At 66.9% G+C, this 16146-nt stretch carries 14 protein-coding genes; 10 read left to right on the top strand and 4 right to left on the bottom strand.

Annotated features, from left to right (window positions below):
• Positions 1-327: 327 nt before the first annotated feature.
• Complete coding sequence (locus tag QHG62_RS09060; protein ID WP_281150556.1) at positions 328-1206, bottom strand: GNAT family N-acetyltransferase; 879 nt, start codon at positions 1204-1206, stop codon at positions 328-330.
• A gap of 488 nt (positions 1207-1694) precedes the next feature.
• Here QHG62_RS09060 and QHG62_RS09055 point away from each other — a divergent pair, with 488 nt between their 5' ends.
• The 9 genes from QHG62_RS09055 to QHG62_RS09015 all read left to right on the top strand — a co-directional run bounded on the left by QHG62_RS09055 (position 1695) and on the right by QHG62_RS09015 (position 12901).
• Positions 1695-2360: a haloacid dehalogenase type II gene (locus tag QHG62_RS09055; RefSeq protein ID WP_281150555.1), complete on the top strand. Its 666-nt coding sequence runs from the start codon at positions 1695-1697 to the stop codon at positions 2358-2360.
• Between the two features lie 33 nt (positions 2361-2393).
• Positions 2394-3686, top strand: coding sequence for an NAD(P)/FAD-dependent oxidoreductase (locus tag QHG62_RS09050; protein WP_281150554.1), 1293 nt, complete (start codon positions 2394-2396; stop codon positions 3684-3686).
• A gap of 79 nt (positions 3687-3765) precedes the next feature.
• Entirely contained in the window at positions 3766-5388 is a 1623-nt protein-coding gene (locus QHG62_RS09045) for an ABC transporter substrate-binding protein (RefSeq protein ID WP_281150553.1), read from the top strand.
• A 40-nt stretch (positions 5389-5428) separates the two neighbouring features.
• On the top strand, positions 5429-6385 hold the full coding sequence (locus QHG62_RS09040; protein WP_281150552.1) for an ABC transporter permease: 957 nt from the start codon (positions 5429-5431) through the stop codon (positions 6383-6385).
• 9 nt (positions 6386-6394) lie between these two features.
• On the top strand, positions 6395-7309 hold the full coding sequence (locus tag QHG62_RS09035; protein ID WP_281150551.1) for an ABC transporter permease: 915 nt from the start codon (positions 6395-6397) through the stop codon (positions 7307-7309).
• A complete protein-coding gene (locus QHG62_RS09030) occupies positions 7309-8958 on the top strand; it encodes an ABC transporter ATP-binding protein (protein ID WP_281150550.1) in 1650 nt (549 codons plus the stop codon). The genes QHG62_RS09035 and QHG62_RS09030 overlap by 1 nt, the downstream gene beginning before the upstream one ends.
• Positions 8955-10043, top strand: a complete 1089-nt coding sequence (locus QHG62_RS09025) for a tartrate dehydrogenase (protein ID WP_281150549.1) — start codon at positions 8955-8957, stop codon at positions 10041-10043. The genes QHG62_RS09030 and QHG62_RS09025 overlap by 4 nt, the downstream gene beginning before the upstream one ends.
• 36 nt (positions 10044-10079) lie before the next feature.
• Complete coding sequence (locus tag QHG62_RS09020) at positions 10080-11558, top strand: NAD-dependent succinate-semialdehyde dehydrogenase (RefSeq protein ID WP_281150548.1); 1479 nt, start codon at positions 10080-10082, stop codon at positions 11556-11558.
• A 134-nt stretch (positions 11559-11692) separates the two neighbouring features.
• The gene (locus QHG62_RS09015) at positions 11693-12901 is read left to right on the top strand and encodes an NAD(P)/FAD-dependent oxidoreductase (RefSeq protein ID WP_281150547.1); all 1209 of its coding nucleotides are present in this window, start codon (positions 11693-11695) and stop codon (positions 12899-12901) included.
• Between the two features lie 10 nt (positions 12902-12911).
• On the opposite strand, the gene rlmB is transcribed toward QHG62_RS09015, so the two are convergent.
• The 3 genes from rlmB to QHG62_RS09000 are packed head-to-tail and all read right to left on the bottom strand — an operon-like array spanning position 12912 to position 15413.
• Positions 12912-13658: a 23S rRNA (guanosine(2251)-2'-O)-methyltransferase RlmB gene (gene rlmB / locus QHG62_RS09010; protein ID WP_281150546.1), complete on the bottom strand. Its 747-nt coding sequence runs from the start codon at positions 13656-13658 to the stop codon at positions 12912-12914.
• Between the two features lie 55 nt (positions 13659-13713).
• The gene (locus QHG62_RS09005) at positions 13714-14694 is read right to left on the bottom strand and encodes a hypothetical protein (RefSeq protein ID WP_281150545.1); all 981 of its coding nucleotides are present in this window, start codon (positions 14692-14694) and stop codon (positions 13714-13716) included.
• Positions 14691-15413, bottom strand: coding sequence for an ABC transporter ATP-binding protein (locus QHG62_RS09000; RefSeq protein WP_126747300.1), 723 nt, complete (start codon positions 15411-15413; stop codon positions 14691-14693). Before QHG62_RS09000 ends, QHG62_RS09005 begins: the two co-directional genes overlap by 4 nt.
• Between QHG62_RS09000 and QHG62_RS08995 the strand changes: the two genes are divergently transcribed.
• The gene (locus QHG62_RS08995; RefSeq protein ID WP_281150544.1) at positions 15412-16083 is read left to right on the top strand and encodes an arylesterase; all 672 of its coding nucleotides are present in this window, start codon (positions 15412-15414) and stop codon (positions 16081-16083) included. The two genes, QHG62_RS09000 and QHG62_RS08995, sit on opposite strands and share 2 nt — an antisense overlap.
• Positions 16084-16146: the final 63 nt, after the last annotated feature.

Raw genomic sequence — 16146 nt, 5'->3', positions numbered from 1 at the left:
CAGGGCGGGTGCACAGGCCACCGGGTACTCCCCTCCGCGAATGTCCCCCGGGGCTGCGCCCCTCCTCCTTTATTTGGCTGCGCCCCTCCTCCTTTATTTCGCTGCGGGGAGCACCCGATGCCCTGTGCACCTGGGCACGCTCTAGGTGCACCGCCGATCAACGACCGCTCTTTGCAACGCACCCGCTGGCGGGGTGCCTTGCGCAGCGAAAGCAGCGAAATAAAGGAGGAGGCCGCAGGCCGGGGGACATTCGCGGAGAAAGGTACCCCGTCGGCGGGAGCGCCGCCCTGAAGACGGCGCGCAACACCCAACGCGAAGACCCAAAACCTAGCCCACAGCCTGCGTAACGATGGCAAACAACGAGGGCGAACCCACAGGCACAGCAGCCGCCCCACCCCGCACCATCGTCGTCGGCGCATCCACACGCAGCAGGCCGATGCTCTCGAGCCATTCGGCCAAGCCGCTGTCGAAGTCGATATCGATGCGCGTGAAGTTGCCGGCATTCAAGCCCGCAAGATGCGCAATCAACGCCTTTGCACCCTCGGCGTCGGGCGCGACCACCGGCCCGATGGAATGGCCTCGTCCAAAACGCCTCAGCATTGCGAAACCCTTTGGCTGGTTGTCATGGTCGAGCACCACGCAGGCATCGGCGCTTTGCAGAAGCTCGGCAATCAGCGCATCGCGCGGCATGCCTCGCGAGGCTGCGTCGAGCGACTGCAGCGCGGGCAGTTCATTGAGGCCCGCGGGCCGCAGGCGCCAGCCAGGCTCCAGTGCAATGAGCGGTGCGGGCTGCGCAATGCCCTGGTGCTGCCGCATCTCGCCCGTGCGCACAAACCCGAGCCGCTCATAAAGCCCCCGCCCTTCCGCGGTGGCATGCAGCAGCACCGTACGGTCTTCGAGCCCATCGAGCAGTGCGCTCATCAGCCGGTGCCCGATGCGGCGGCCCTGGCAGGCAGGCGACACGATCACCAGCCCGATGGTGGCGTGGGTCTTGCCCCAGAGCCAACGCAGCCCGGTGGCAATGACTTCGCCGTCGCGCTCGACCGCAATGCCGTCTGCATGCGCGAACACCTGCTCCCAGTCCGCGGGGCGGTGCGGCCAGCGCAGTTCGGCCGACAGCGCATGCGCACGTGGAAGGTCGGCGGCCGTCATAGGCCGGAGCACCACGCCGTCGGTGGCGGGTGCATTCGAAGTGGGTTCGGGCATAGGGAAAACTCTCTGTTCCGGAGGAATGGCGCATCCATCTTGGACGACATTGCGGCGCCGCACCAGACCGAAATCGACGTCTTTCGCAACTCGCAAGCTTCAGCTGCCGAGCACCCCGGTTTTGCAATTCGCTGCGGCGGAGCGCCCGCATACGCACACAAATGCTGCGCGACCCTGCCTAGGATCGACCGCCACTTTGAAAGACCTCTGCCATGCAAGCCTTCGATCCGCTCGACATCTGCCCAAGCCGCCACGCTGCGCTTCAAAAGCGTGCTCACCGGGTTTGCCGCGACGCACTGCGGTGCATGGCTGCACGCACGCTGGGCACACCGCATGGCATGCCGTCGCCGGCCCCGCAAACCGCAGCTTCGCTTTGCCCAGCGCCTTTTTTCCCTACATACGCCGAGCGGGGGCGTGCTGCAATCGCTTCGTAATGAGTTCGTAATGAGTTCGTCGCATCTGCCACCTTCTACACAGGACCAAAGACCATGACTTTCCGCCCCAAGTACGTGACCTTCGACTGCTACGGCACCCTCACGCGGTTCCGCATGAAAGAGCTGACGCTCGATCTCTTCGCCGATCGCATCCGCCCCGAGCAGATGGAGCAGTTCATTGCCGACTTCACCGCCTACCGTTTCGACGAGGTGCTCGGCGCGTGGCAGCCCTACGAGGTGGTGCTGAAGAACGCGGTGCGCCGCCTGTGCAAGAAGTGGAAGATCCAGTACCTCGACAGCGACGGCCAGAAGTACTACGACGCCGTACCCACCTGGGGCCCTCACGACGACGTGGCCGCAGGCCTTGCCAAGGTGGCCAAGGAGATTCCGCTGGTCATTCTCTCGAACGCCTCGGACGACCAGATCCAGAAGAACGTGGCAATGCTCGGCGCGCCGTTCCACCGCGTGTACACCGCGCAGCAGGCACAGGCCTACAAGCCGCGGCTCAAGGCCTTCGAATTCATGTTCGATTCGCTCGGCTGCAACCCCGAAGACGTGCTGCACGTGTCGTCGAGCCTGCGCTACGACCTGATGTCGGCGGACGACATCGGCGTTGTCAACAAGGTGTTCGTCAATCGCGGGCACGGCCCGGGCAACCCCGCCTATCGCTACACCGAGATCCAGGACATCGGCGGCCTGCCGGGTGTCGTCGGACTCTGATCTTTCCTTGTACACGCTCATCCGCCCTACGCCATGAAGCTCGACTCCTACTGGACCGATTCCGCGCCGGCCTTCGCGCCGGCCGTGCATGCATTGCCGGCGCAGGTCGACGTCGCAATCGTGGGCGGCGGCTTCACGGGGCTTTCGGCGGCGCGGGCGCTGGCCCGGCGCGGCGCCAACGTGGCGGTGCTGGAGGCCGGCACGCGCGTGGCGGCAGAGGCATCCGGGCGCAACGGCGGCCATGTGAACAACGGGCTGGCAATGGACTATGCCGACGTGGCCGCCAAGGTCGGCATTGAAAAAGCCCGCGCCTGGTACCGCGCCTACGACGACGCGGTGGACACCGTGGCGCGGCTGGTGCGCGACGAGGCCATCGACTGCGACTTCATGCGCCATGGCAAGCTCAAGCTCGCCACACGTGCCAATCAGATGGCCGCGCTCGAACGCAGTGCGCAGCGCCTGGTGGCGGACGGCGTGGACACCGACGTCGAAGTGCTCGACGCGGCGCAGGTGCGCAGCGAAGTGCAGAGCGAGCGCTTTCACGGCGGGCTTCTCTACAAGCGCAGCGGCCAGATGCACATGGGCCGCTTTGCCCAGGGCCTGGCCGCGGCCGCGGAGCGCCAAGGTGCGCAGATCCATACCGGCGCCCAGGTAAACCGCATCGAGCGGCTGGGCCGGGGCCATGCGCACCGGCTGCATACCGCGGGCGGCATCGTCACCGCTCAGCAAGTGCTGCTGGCCACGGGCGCCACGCGCCATGGCGGCTACGGCAGTTTCGGCTGGCTGCGCCGGCGGATGGTGCCGATAGGCAGCTTCATCGTCGTGACCGAACCGCTCGGCGCGGAGCGCGCGCAGGCGCTGCTGGCGGCCCGCCGCACCTACACCACGGTGGCGAACATCCATCACTACTTCCGGCTCACGGCCGACCACCGGCTGGTGTTCGGCGGCCGCGCGCGCTTCTCGGTTTCCAGCCCCCAATCCGATATGGCCAGCCGCGAGATCCTGCGCGCCGGGCTGGCCCAGACCTTTCCGCAGCTCGGCGAAGTGCGGCTCGACTATTGCTGGGGCGGCGTGGTCGACATGACGCAAGACCGCCTGCCGCACGCAGGCGAACGCAACGGCCTGTACTACGCCATGGGCTATAGCGGCCACGGCACGCAGATGTCGGTTCACATGGGCGAGCGCATGGCCGCGGTGATGAACGGCGAAGCCAACGCCAACCCCTGGCACGGCCGCGACTGGCCCGCCATTCCCGGCCACTTCGGCCCGCCCTGGTTTCTGCCGGCGGTGGGGCTTTACTACTCGCTCAAGGACAAGCTGGCCTGAGCGCCGCGCGAGCCGCCGATTTTTTCGTTCCGTGTTTGTTCTTCAACCTTCAGTCACCGGCCCACAGGAGTACCCCACCATGAGCGACAGCAACAACAAGAGGTTCGAAAACCTCGTCGGTCCCGACGAAAGCCTTCGCGTGATGGCGTCGCTGAAACGCGGCGCGTCGCGGCGCGACATTCTCGCGATGCTGATGGCCGGCGGCATGCAGGCCACGCTCGCGGGCAGCCTTGCCGGCATGGCGGTGTCCGCCCATGCGCAAACACCGCGGCGCGGCGGCCGCATCCGGGTGGCCGGTGCCACCGCCGCAGCCACCGACACGCTCGATCCGGCCAAGCAGTCGAACCAGACCGACTACTCGCGCTGCAACATGGTCTACAACGGCCTGACCTCGCTGGACAGCAGCCTCACGCCGCAGCCCGCACTGGCCGAATCGTTCACCACCAAGGACGCGAAGACCTGGGTCTTCACGCTGCGCAAGGGCGTGACCTTTCACGACGGCAAGGCGCTCGCGCCGGCCGACGTGGTGTTCTCGGTAATGCGGCACAAGGACCCGGCCACGGCCTCCAAGGCCAAGATCCTTGCGGACCAGATCGAAAGCGTGAAGGCCACCGGCCCGAGCGAAGTGACCTTCGTGCTCAGCGCACCGAACGCCGACCTGCCGGTGATCCTGGGCACCTTCCACTTCCACATCGTCAAGGAAGGCACCACCGATTTCAACGCCGGCATCGGCACCGGCCCCTACAAGCTCAAGGAGTTCAAGCCCGGCGTGCGCTCGCTCATGGTGCGCAACGATGCCTACTGGAAGCCCGGCAAGCCCTACCTCGACGAGATCGAGTTCGTGGGTATCGGCGACGAGAGCGCACGGGTCAACGCACTGCTCTCGGGCGGGCTGGACCTGGTCGGCTCGGTCAACCCGCGTTCGGTGGAGCGCGTGAAGGGCACGCCCGGCTTCGGCATCTTCGTTACCCAGTCGGGCCAATACTCCGACCTGGTGATGCGCAAGGACGTGGGCCCCGGCGCCAACCCGGACTTCGTGCTCGGCATGAAACACCTGTTCGACCGCGAGCAGATGAAGAAGACCATTGCGCTCGACTACGCGGTGGTTGCCAACGACCAGCCCGTCGACCCGACCAACCGCTTCTACTTCGCGGGCCTGCCGCAGCGGCCGTTCGATCTCGACAAGGCGAAGTTCCACCTGCAGAAGGCCGGCATCACGGGCAAGGTGCCCATGGTGGCGTCGCCAGCGGCGCTGTATTCGGTGGAGATGTCCCTGCTGCTGCAGCAGACAGCGCAGCGCGCGGGGTTGGAGATCGACATCAAGCGCATGCCCGCCGACGGCTACTGGTCGAACCACTGGCTCAGCAGCCATGTGGGCTTTGGCAACGTGAACCCGCGGCCGAGCGCCGACGTGCTGCTGACGCAGTTCTTCCAATCGGGTGCGGCGTGGAACGAGTCGCGCTGGAAGAGCGAGAAGTTCGACCAGCTGCTGCTGGCCTCGCGCGCCGAAACCGACCTGGCCAAGCGCAAGCAGATGTATGCCGACATGCAGACCATGATCCACCAGGACGCCGGCATCGGCATTCCGCTGTTCCTGTCGAGCATCGACGGCCACAGCTCCAAGCTCAAGGGCCTGTCGCCCATTCCGCTGGGCGGCCTGATGGGCTACAACTTCGCCGAGAACGTATGGCTGGAGGCATGACGCGTCCGCGGCCGTCCGCCTCGTCTCCAGGAGCATCGACATGAACCATGTGATCCTGAAGCTTCTGGCCCAGCGCATCGCGCTGGCGCTGTTGTCGCTGCTGGCCGTGTCGGTGGTCGTGTTCTCGATCACCGCTGTGCTGCCCGGCGATGCCGCGCAGGAGCAGCTCGGCCAGGACGCCACGCCCGAAGCCGTGGCTGCGTTGCGCGCCCAGATGGGCCTGGACGTGCCCGCACCCGAACGCTACGCCAAGTGGCTCGTCGGCATGCTGAAGGGCGACCCCGGCCGCTCCGCGACCACGCAGATGCCGGTGGCCGAGCTGGTTGCCGCCCGTTTGCCCAACTCGCTGCTGCTGGCCGCCGTCACGGCGCTGTTCTCGGTGCCGATTGCGCTGGCGCTCGGCATTGCCTCGGCGGTGTGGCGCGGCTCGTGGTTCGACCGTGCCGCATCGACGACGGCCGTGGGCGTGGTCTCGGTGCCCGAGTTCCTGGTGGCGACACTGGCGGTGCTGGTGTTCGCGGTCAAGCTGCGTTGGCTGCCGGCGCTCTCCTTCGTCAACGACATCGAATCGCTGGGCCAGCTGCTGCGCGCCTTTGCCATGCCGGTGCTGGTGCTGTGCTGCGTGATCGTCGCGCAGATGATGCGCATGACCCGTGCGGCCGTCATCGACCAGCTCGAGGCGCCCTACATCGAAATGGTTCGGCTCAAGGGCGCATCGCCCATGCGCATGGTGCTGGCGCATGCGCTGCCCAATGCGGTCGGGCCAATTGCCAATGCGGTGGCGCTGAGCCTGTCTTACCTGCTTGGCGGCGTGATCATCGTGGAGACCATCTTCAACTACCCGGGCATCGCCAAGCTGATGGTCGACGGCGTCTCGCAGCGCGACATGCCGCTGGTGCAGACCTGCGCCATGATCTTCTGCTGCGCCTACCTCATCCTGGTGACGACGGCAGACATCTTCGGCATTCTTGCCAATCCACGGCTGCGGCACCGCTGAGGGAAGCGTATGGAAACGTCTACAACTTCAACGGTGGCCAGCGCCACGGCTTCTGTTGCGCCGGTGCCGCTGGTGCTGCCGCAACGCCGGGGCGGTCCGCTACCGTGGCTTGCGGGCTTCGGCCCATCGGGCCTGCTCGGCCTGGCGGTGCTGCTGTTCTGGCTCTTTGCGGCGCTGTTCGGGCCATGGCTGCTGTCGCACAGCGCGGCGGCCGCGGGCACGTCGAACGTCTTCGAGCCCATCAGCACGGCGCATTGGCTGGGCACCGACTACCTCGGCCGCGACATGCTGGCGCTCATCATCGAGGGGGCGCGCTACACGATCGGCGTTGCGCTCCTGGCCACGCTCCTGGCCAGCGGAACCGGCACCGTGCTGGCGCTCTTGGCAGCCGCCAGCGGCCGCTGGATAGACGCGGTGCTGAGCCGCGGCCTCGACACGCTCACGGCAATCCCGAGCAAGATGTTCGCGCTCATCATGGTGGCGGGCTTCGGCTCCTCGGTGCCGATGCTGGTGGTTACAGCGGCCATCATCTACGTGCCGGGCGCCTACCGCATGGCGCGTTCGCTGGCGGTGAACATCAATGCGCTCGACTACGTGACCGTGGCGCGCACGCGCGGCGAAGGCACGCTCTACATCATGCTGCGCGAAATCCTGCCCAACATCCTGGGCCCGATGCTGGCCGACCTTGGGTTGCGCTTTGTCTACGTGGTGCTGCTGCTGGCAAGCCTGAGCTTCCTGGGCCTGGGCATCCAGCCGCCCGCGGCCGACTGGGGCTCGCTGGTGCGCGAGAACATCGGCGCGCTGGCCATGGGCGGCGCTTCGGTGATCGTGCCGGCACTGGCCATAGCAAGCCTGACCATCGCGGTCAATCTTGTCATTGACAACCTTCCCGGCCGTGCGGCCAGGGAACGAGGAGCACGCTGATGGGCGCACCACTCGATGTCCAGGGCCTCAGCATCTGTGCAGGGGCGAACACGCTGGTCGACAACCTGAGTTTCTCGGTTCAGCCCGGCGAAGTGCTGGCGCTCATCGGCGAATCGGGCTCCGGCAAGACCACTACCGCGCTGGCGCTGATGGGCTATGCGCGCAGCGGCTGCCGCATTTCGGCAGGCCGGGTGCAGATTGGCGGCACCGACGTGCTGGCGCTCGATGCGGCGCGGCAGCGGGGCCTTCGCGGCCGCACGGTCTCCTACATTGCGCAGAGCGCGGCGGCGTCGTTCAATCCGTCGCGCACGATCATGGACCAGGTAGTGGAGCCGACGGTCATCCACGGCCTGTGCAAGCGGGCCGAGGCCGAGGCAAAGGCTGTGCAGTTGTTTCGCGAGCTGGCGCTGCCCGATCCCGAAAACATTGGTGCGCGTTATCCGCACCAGGTTTCGGGCGGCCAACTGCAGCGGCTGATGGCGGCCATGGCCCTGATCGGCGACCCCGACCTGGTGATCCTGGACGAGCCGACCACCGCGCTCGATGTGACCACGCAGATCGAGGTGCTGCGCGCCTTTCGGCGCGTGGTGCGCGAGCGCCGTGCCACCGCCGTTTACGTGAGCCACGACCTGGCCGTGGTGGCGCAGATGGCAGACCACATCCTGGTGCTGCGCAACGGCAAGATGAGCGAGCTGAACGCCACGGAGCAGATTCTTTCCGCCCCGGTGGACGACTACACCAAGAGCCTGCTGGCGGCGGCGCGGCCCGCGGTGCGCGCCTCGGGCCAGGCGTCGGGCGATTCGGCGCTGCTGCTTCACGTGAACGAGCTTTCGTGCGGCTATGGCGCGGCCGACGCCAAAGGCCAGCCGGCCAAGATCATTCTGGAGGACATCAACCTGAAGCTCTATCGCGGCCAGGCCATTGGCGTGATCGGCGAATCGGGCTCCGGCAAGACGACGCTCGCACGTGCCGTTGCGGGCCTGCTCAAGCCCTGTCACGGCAGCATCATGTTCGACGGGCACGCGCTCAAGCCAACGCTGCAGCAGCGCACGCCCGATGAGCTGCGCCGCATACAGATCGTCTTCCAGATGGCCGATACGGCGTTGAACCCGTCGCAGACGATCTGGCGCATTCTGGCGCGGCCGCTGCAGTTCTACAAAGGCTTGCGCGGCGAGGCGCTCAAGCAACGCATCTTCGAGCTGCTCGACCTGGTGAAGCTGCCGCGCACGGTCGCCGACCGGCTGCCGGGCGGCCTCTCCGGCGGGCAGAAGCAGCGCGTGAACCTGGCACGTGCGCTGGCGGCCGAGCCCGACCTCATCCTGTGCGACGAAGTGACCTCTGCGCTGGACACCGTGGTGGCCGCGGCGGTGCTCGACCTCATGGCCGAGCTGCGGCGCGAACTGGGCGTGTCCTACCTCTTCATCAGCCACGACCTGCACACCGTGCGCTCGGTGTGCGACGAGATCGTGGTCATGCAGCATGGGCGCAAGCTCTCGCAAGTGGCGCGGGCCGACTACGAGCGCGGGCCGCACCACCCCTACTACCAGCTGCTTGCCCGCTCGGTGCCCGAACTGCGCCGCGGCTGGCTCGACGACATGGACCACGCAGCCGCGGAAGCAGCCCACCCCGCCAGGGAGACACACGCATGATCCCCACATTCCGCATTGCGCTGATTGCCGGTGACGGCATCGGCAAGGAAGTGATGCCCGAGGGCCTGCGCGTGGTGCTGGCGGCCGCCGAACGCTTCGGCTTCGAGCTCGATTGCCGCACCATCGACTGGGCCAGCTGCGACTACTACGCAGAGCACGGCCGGATGATGCCGGACGACTGGAAGGAGCAGTTGCGCGGCGTGGACGCGCTCTACTTCGGCGCCGTGGGTTGGCCCGAAACCGTACCCGACCATGTCTCGCTCTGGGGATCGCTGCTGAAGTTCCGCCGCGAGTTCGATCAGTACATCAACCTGCGCCCCGTGCGCCTGTTCGAGGGCGTGCCCTGCCCGCTGGCCGGCCGCAAGCCCGGCGACATCGATTACCTGGTGGTGCGCGAGAACACCGAAGGCGAATACACCTCGCTCGGCGGCGTGATGTACGAAGGCACCGAGCGCGAGATCGTGATTCAGGAATCGGTGTTTTCGCGGCACGGCACCGACCGGGTGCTGCGCTACGCCTGCGAGCTCGCCAACAGCCGTGCACGCAAGCACCTCACGGTGGCCACCAAGAGCAACGGCATCGCGATCAGCATGCCGTGGTGGGACAGCCGCGCAGATGCCGTCGGGCGCGACTACCCCGATGTGAAGATCGACAAGCAGCACATCGACATTCTCTCGGCGCGCTTCGTGCTGCAGCCCACGCGCTTCGACGTGGTGGTGGCGAGCAACCTGTTCGGCGACATCCTCTCCGATCTCGGCCCGGCCACCACCGGCACCATCGGCCTGGCGCCGTCGGCCAACCTCAATCCCGACCGCAAGTTTCCGTCGCTCTTCGAACCGGTGCACGGCTCGGCACCCGACATCTACGGCCAGAACATCGCCAACCCGATTGCAATGATCTGGTCTGGTGCGCTGATGCTGGACTTTCTTACGCAGGGGCAAGGCGCGGGCCGCGCGGCGCACGACGCCATCGTCGGCGCGATCGAGGCGGTGCTGCGCGAAGGTCCCCGCACCCGCGACCTGGGCGGCACCGCATCGACCACCGAAATCGGAACGGCAATTGCCGAACGGGTTGCCGCCGCCTGAGCCTCCACCCATTCACGACCACCATTTTTCTCGAACATGACACTGACCATTGAACGGCAAGACCTGCTGCCCGGCCATCACCTCATCGGCGGCGAATGGCGGGACGCCAGCGACGGCCGCCGCCTCGACGTGACCGACCCCGCCACCGATGGTGTCTTTGCAAGCGTGCCCGACGGCACCGCCGCCGATGCGCGCGCCGCGGTAGCTGCCGCTCACGCCGCCTTTCCCGCTTGGCGCGCCGTGCCTGCCAAGCAGCGCGCACAGATCCTCAAACGCTGGAACGACCTGATGCTGGCGCACCATGAAGACCTGGCCCGCCTCATCTCGCGCGAACAAGGCAAGCCGCTGGCCGAGGGCCGCGGCGAAGTGGCCTATGCCGCGAGCTACGTCGAGTGGTTTGCAGAAGAAGCCACCCGCGCCAACGGAGAGGTGATTCCCGCACCGGTCACGGGCCGGCGCATGCTCGCGCTGAAGGAGCCCGTGGGCGTGGTTGCCGCGATCACGCCGTGGAATTTTCCGGCCGCCATGATCGCGCGCAAGATTGCGCCGGCCCTGGCCGCTGGCTGCACCGTGGTGTGCAAGCCGGCCGAGGACACGCCGCTCACGTCACTGGCGCTCGTAAAGCTTGCCGAAGAAGCCGGCGTGCCTGCGGGCGTGCTCAACATCGTGACGGCATCGCGCGAGCGCACACCCGAGGTGGTCGACGTGTGGCTGGCCGATGCGCGGGTGCGCAAGATCAGCTTCACCGGTTCCACGCCGGTGGGCAAGCATCTGGCACGTGCCTCGGCCGAGACGCTCAAGAAGCTGTCGCTCGAGCTCGGCGGCAATGCGCCTTTCATCGTGTTCGAAGATGCGGACGTCGATGCTGCGGTCGAAGGCCTCATGGCGGCCAAGTTCCGCAACGGCGGACAGACCTGCGTGAGCCCGAACCGCGTTTTTGTGCAGTCCAGGGTGCACGACGCCTTCGTCGACAAGCTGGCGGCGCGCGTGGGCGCGCTCAAGGTCGGCCCGGCCACCGAGCCCGATTCGCAGATCGGCCCGATGATCAATGCCCGCGCGGTCGACAAGATGGAGCGCCATGTGCGCGATGCCGTGGCACGGGGCGCGCGCGTGGTCGTCGGCGGAGAGCGCCTGCGTTCCGCGCGCTGCAAAGGCCCCAACTACTATGCGCCCACGGTGCTGGTGAATGCCGATCCATCCATGGAGTGCAGCTGCGAAGAAACCTTCGGCCCCGTGGTGCCGGTCACGCGCTTCGACACCGAGGCCGAGGTGATCGCGGCCGCCAACAGCACGCCTTTCGGTCTTGCCGCCTACTTCTATTCGACCGACGTGCGCCGCATCTGGCGCGTGACCGAGGCGCTCGAATCCGGCATCGTCGGCATCAACGAAGGCGCCCTGGCCGCCGAGGCCGCGCCCTTCGGCGGCGTAAAGGAATCGGGCTACGGCCGCGAAGGCTCGGTGCACGGACTGGACGACTACATGCACCTCAAGTATGTGTGCCAAGGCCAGCTCTAGCGTAGCGGCGCCGCGCCTGACAGCGTTGCCTGCCTTTCATTTCACACAGGCTTCACATCGCGCGCACACGGCGTAGCTAACTTCGCGTGCGCACCGCAAGTTGCGGTGCTCAACGCCACAGGTCAGCTCGCCCCATGCTCGTTTCCAGCTCCTTCTCCCGCCTCGATTCCCCGCTTTCTGCTGTTGCCGCTCCCGCGCCGCCGATGGCCGGCGGGCGGATTTCGACTGCACAGGTCGATCTGCTTGTAGTCGGAGCGAGCTTTGCCGGGCTGGCTTGCGCCCGCGCTGCGGCACTGGCCGGGCTCAGCGTCATGGTGCTGGAGAAGAAGTCCAGCGCCGGCGCCAAGCTGCACACCACCGGCATCATCGTGAAGGATGCGGTCGATACGGTGCCATGGCTTGCCGAAGTACCGCCCGCCCTGGTGCGCCGCATTGACGGCGTGCGGCTTTACTCGCCCGACATGCGCCACGTGGACTTGCATGCCCCGGGCTACTGGTTCTGGGCCACCGATGCGCCCACGCTGCTCGACTGGATGGTCGGCTCGGCGCGGGCCAGCAGGGTCGACGTGCAGCTTGGCTCATTGTTCGAACAGGCACTGTGGCTGAACGGCCGCTGGGAGATTCCGCTGGGGCACGGGCCCTCCCACGGCACTTGCATCTCTGCCCGCTACATCGTGGGTGCGGACGGCCCGCACTCGCGTGTTGCCAAAGCCTTGGGGCTGTCGCGCAACACGCGCTTTCTCTACGGGGTGGAACACGAATACCTAGGCGCACGCATGGAACCCGGCTTTCTGCATTGCTTTATCGACCGCCAACTGGCGCCCGGCTATATCGGATGGGCGCTCGACGGCGTCGGCGTGAGCCAGATCGGGCTTGCCCGCCGCATGGGCGCACAGGACGCACCGGCGCTTCGGCTCGATCCGCTGCTGCGAAAGATCGCCTCGGTCGTCTCGCCTGGCGATGCACCGCCCATTGCAATCCGTGCAGGGATGATTCCGTGCGGCGGCGTATTGCCCGTGGTGGCGCGCGAGCGCGCGCTGCTGGTGGGCGACGCAGCCGGCATGGTGTCGCCGGTGACGGCCGGCGGCATTCACACCGCGTTGCAGCACGGAGAGCGCGCCGGCGACGCCATTGCGCGCTTTCTGCGGGGCGAGGTGGAAGACCCGGCCGGGTGGTTCGTGCGCAGCTATCCGCGCTTCAGGCTCAAGCGCGCGCTGCGCTGGGCCTTCGATAATTTCCAGAGCGACTGGATGTTCAACCGCCTGCTGGGTACGCCCCCGATGCGGCGCATGGCGGAGCTCGTGTACTTTCACCGCAAGGCCAGCCCCTTGCGAAGGAGCTAGCCGGGCAGATTCAGGCGCTGCGCTGGCGCATTGCCTCGTACAGGCACACGCCGCTTGCCACCGAGACGTTCAGGCTTTCGACCGCGCCGGCCATCGGAATGCTCACCAGTTCGTCGCAGGTCTTGCGGGTGAGCTGGCGCATGCCCTCGCCCTCGGCGCCGAGCACCAGCGCCAACGGCCGCTTGAGATCGCTCTGGTAGATGGTGCCGGGCGCATCGTCGCTGGTGCCCACGCACCAGATGCTGCGTTCCTTCAGTTCGTTCAGCGTGCGCGCCAGGTTGGTCACCATGAAATACGGCACCGTTTCGGCGGCGCCGCTCGCCACCTTGGCCACGGTGGCGTTGATGCCGGCCGCATGGTCCTTGGGTGCGATGACCGCGTGCGCGCCGGCGCCGTCGGCCACGCGCAGGCAGGCGCCCAGGTTGTGGGGGTCGGTCACGCCGTCGAGCACCAGCAAAAGCGGCACGGTGCCGGCTTCTTCGAGGCCTTCGAGCAGTTCGTCGAGGGAGCGGATCTGCGCAACGGGCTCTACGCGCGCCACGACGCCCTGATGGCCGTGGCTGCCGCTGAGCTTGGCGAGGCGCAGTCCGTCGGCCTCGACCAGCCGGACGCCGGCCTCCTGCGCGCGGGCAATGAACTGTTTCATACGCGCATCACGCCGGCTGGCGTCGAACATCACTTCGAGCACCGATTTCGGCGCGGTCTTGATGCGCACGCCAACGGCATGAAAGCCGAAGATCACTTTGGGAGAAGACATCCCCCGATTATCGAGGGCTGCGCGCCTTCTCTTTCAAGCAATCGTCAGGCGACCTTCAGGCGATCGGCAATCCGCTGTGCGCCCGGGTTTTTTCGTCGTGCAGTTCCTGCACGGCCAGCGCGTTCGGATGCACGCTGGCGCTGTTGCCGGCGCTCTCCAGGTACTGGCAGGCGGCATGGCCTTCGGCGACCTTTTCGTAGCGCGCAACCCAGGCGTCGCGCAGCGGCAGCTTTTCGGGCGAAACGGGCCACACGCCCGGCTGCGGCCGCATGTGCTCGCCGATGCCGATGCGCCAGGGCTTGGCGCTCAGGCGGGCGCGAAAGCAGTTCTGGTTGCGGCACATGCGCGCATAGGTCTTGTCGGCGCCCAGCGCTTCGAAGCATTCGGCCACGGCCTGGTCGGCGGGGCTGAAGACATCGTGCATCGCCAGCACCCGAAAGCCTGCCGGCGTGCGGTACAGGCGCAGGTGCCAATCGGGGTGCTGTTGAACGAAGCGCCCGATACGCTCGGCCGCGCGCTTTTCAGGCGCGGGGTTGCCGCTGGCCTCGCCCCGCTTTCTGGCCAAGCCAATGCGGTAGGCGACGATGAAGACGACGATGGCTGCGATCAGCCCGCCCAGCCAGGTCTTGGCGGTCCAGCCGCCGACGATGCCCGCAATGAGCGCGGGCGCCAGCGCAAAACCCACCACGCTGCCGCGCAGCGGCTCGTCGAAGTCGATGTCGACGAAAAGCACGTTGGGCGTGTTGAGGCAGCGCGCACCGTAGCTGTTGCGGGTGATGACGGTGTCGCCCTGCCGTTCGACAATTTCTTCGCGGATGGGCACGCCCTGGGCGCCGTTGTAGGCCAGCTTGCGCTCGCGGCGATTGAGCTCTTCACCGCCGGCTATGCGGTCGAACGCCTCTCGCGTGCGCCGGTCGGCATGCATTTGAGCGGCAATCGGGCTGTCGTCGGACCAGCCATGGCGCCGCACGGTGATTTGTTTGCCGGCTACGCGCTCCTGAATCCGGCCTTCGGCCCAGAACTGGGGAACGATCATGCCTCGAGCGAGGCCACGAGCACAGGCTTGGACTCATTGAGCGCCATGCGCCCGGCTTCGATGGTGATGCGGCGCTCGCACTGGGCCGCAATGCCGCGGTCGTGGGTGACGAGCACGAGCGTGGTGCCGAGCTCGCGGTTCAGGTCGAACATCAGGCGCATGACCTGTTCGCCGGTTGCAAAGTCGAGGCTGCCGGTCGGCTCGTCGGCCAGCAGCAGGGCCGGCTGGACCACAAAGGCCCGGGCCAGCGCCACGCGTTGTTGTTCGCCGCCCGAGAGCACCTTGGGATAGTGGCCAAGCCGCTGCCCAAGCCCCACCCGCCCGAGCATCTCCGTGGCGGCCTTTCGGGCATCCTTGCGGCCGGCCAGCTCCAGCGGCAGCATCACGTTTTCGAGCGCGCTCAGGTTGCCGAGCAGCTGGAAGCTTTGGAAGACAAAACCCACGCGCTGCGCCCTGAGGGCCGCGCGCGCGTCCTCGTCGATGGCAAAGATGTCGTCGCCCGCGAGCTTGACCGTGCCGCGCGTGGGAGTGTCCAGCCCCGCGATGATCGACAGCAAGGTGCTCTTGCCGGAGCCCGAAGCCCCCACGATGGCGGCGGTTTCCCGCGCGCCCAAGGTGAAATCGATGTCCTGCAGAATGTCCAGCGTACCGGTCGAGTCTGTAACGGACTTGAACACGTGCTCGACGGCGACAATGGCTTCAGACGGGAGTTGGGACATGGAAAGGCTTTTCGTTTTGAATCGACGTGACTTTATCTTGACCGCCGCCGCATCCGGCATTGCAGGGACATCGGCACTGGCGCAGGCCCAGCCTGCGGCGGCTCGCAAGCCGGTCATTCTGGTGCTTGGCGACTCGCTCAGTGCCGAGTACGGCCTGAAGCGCGGCGAAGGCTGGGTGCCCTTGCTCGAGAAGCGGCTTGCAGAACAGAAGATCCCGGCCGCGGTGGTCAACGCCAGCATCAGCGGCGACACCAGCTCGGGTGGGCGCGCCCGCTTTGCCTCGCTGCTGGCGCAGCACAAGCCCAGCCACGTGGTGGTGGAGCTGGGCGCCAACGATGCCCTGCGCGGCCTGCCGCTTCAGAACACCGAGGAAAACCTGCTGCAGATCACCAAGGCGGCCCAGGCGGCCGGCGCCAAGGTGCTGATCGTAGGCATCCAGGTGCCACCCAACTATGGCGGCGACTACACCCGGCGCTTCGAGGCAGTGTTCGGCAAGGTGGCCAGCACGACCAAGGCGGCGCTGGTGCCCTTTCTTCTGAAGGGGGTGGCCGACGCGCCCGATGCGCTTGCGCTGTTTCAGGCAGACCGCATTCATCCCACGGCTGCGGCGCAGCCCCGGTTGCTCGACAACGTGTGGCCGGAACTGCGCAAGCTGCTTGCCGCCAAATAGGCTCGGCACAAATTAAAAAAGCCGCTGCGGGCCCGAAGGCCCGCAGCGGCTTTTTTATCGAAA

The organism is Variovorax paradoxus (assembly GCF_029919115.1).
In the GTDB taxonomy this organism is placed as follows: domain Bacteria; phylum Pseudomonadota; class Gammaproteobacteria; order Burkholderiales; family Burkholderiaceae_C; genus Variovorax; species Variovorax paradoxus_O.
This window is presented reverse-complemented; position numbering and strand designations above follow the sequence as displayed.

What these genes read in the sequence shown, in the direction of transcription:
- QHG62_RS09050 (WP_281150554.1), top strand. Translation starts at nt 2,394, where the DNA reads ATGAAGCTCGACTCCTACTGGACCGATTCCGCGCCGGCCTTCGCGCCG.
- QHG62_RS08995 (WP_281150544.1), top strand. Translation starts at nt 15,412, where the DNA reads ATGGAAAGGCTTTTCGTTTTGAATCGACGTGACTTTATCTTGACCGCC.
- QHG62_RS09025 (WP_281150549.1), top strand. Translation starts at nt 8,955, where the DNA reads ATGATCCCCACATTCCGCATTGCGCTGATTGCCGGTGACGGCATCGGC.
- QHG62_RS09040 (WP_281150552.1), top strand. Translation starts at nt 5,429, where the DNA reads ATGAACCATGTGATCCTGAAGCTTCTGGCCCAGCGCATCGCGCTGGCG.
- QHG62_RS09045 (WP_281150553.1), top strand. Translation starts at nt 3,766, where the DNA reads ATGAGCGACAGCAACAACAAGAGGTTCGAAAACCTCGTCGGTCCCGAC.
- QHG62_RS09005 (WP_281150545.1), bottom strand. Translation starts at nt 14,694, where the DNA reads ATGATCGTTCCCCAGTTCTGGGCCGAAGGCCGGATTCAGGAGCGCGTA.
- QHG62_RS09000 (WP_126747300.1), bottom strand. Translation starts at nt 15,413, where the DNA reads ATGTCCCAACTCCCGTCTGAAGCCATTGTCGCCGTCGAGCACGTGTTC.
- QHG62_RS09015 (WP_281150547.1), top strand. Translation starts at nt 11,693, where the DNA reads ATGCTCGTTTCCAGCTCCTTCTCCCGCCTCGATTCCCCGCTTTCTGCT.
- QHG62_RS09035 (WP_281150551.1), top strand. Translation starts at nt 6,395, where the DNA reads ATGGAAACGTCTACAACTTCAACGGTGGCCAGCGCCACGGCTTCTGTT.
- QHG62_RS09030 (WP_281150550.1), top strand. Translation starts at nt 7,309, where the DNA reads ATGGGCGCACCACTCGATGTCCAGGGCCTCAGCATCTGTGCAGGGGCG.
- rlmB (WP_281150546.1), bottom strand. Translation starts at nt 13,658, where the DNA reads ATGTCTTCTCCCAAAGTGATCTTCGGCTTTCATGCCGTTGGCGTGCGC.
- QHG62_RS09055 (WP_281150555.1), top strand. Translation starts at nt 1,695, where the DNA reads ATGACTTTCCGCCCCAAGTACGTGACCTTCGACTGCTACGGCACCCTC.
- QHG62_RS09060 (WP_281150556.1), bottom strand. Translation starts at nt 1,206, where the DNA reads ATGCCCGAACCCACTTCGAATGCACCCGCCACCGACGGCGTGGTGCTC.
- QHG62_RS09020 (WP_281150548.1), top strand. Translation starts at nt 10,080, where the DNA reads ATGACACTGACCATTGAACGGCAAGACCTGCTGCCCGGCCATCACCTC.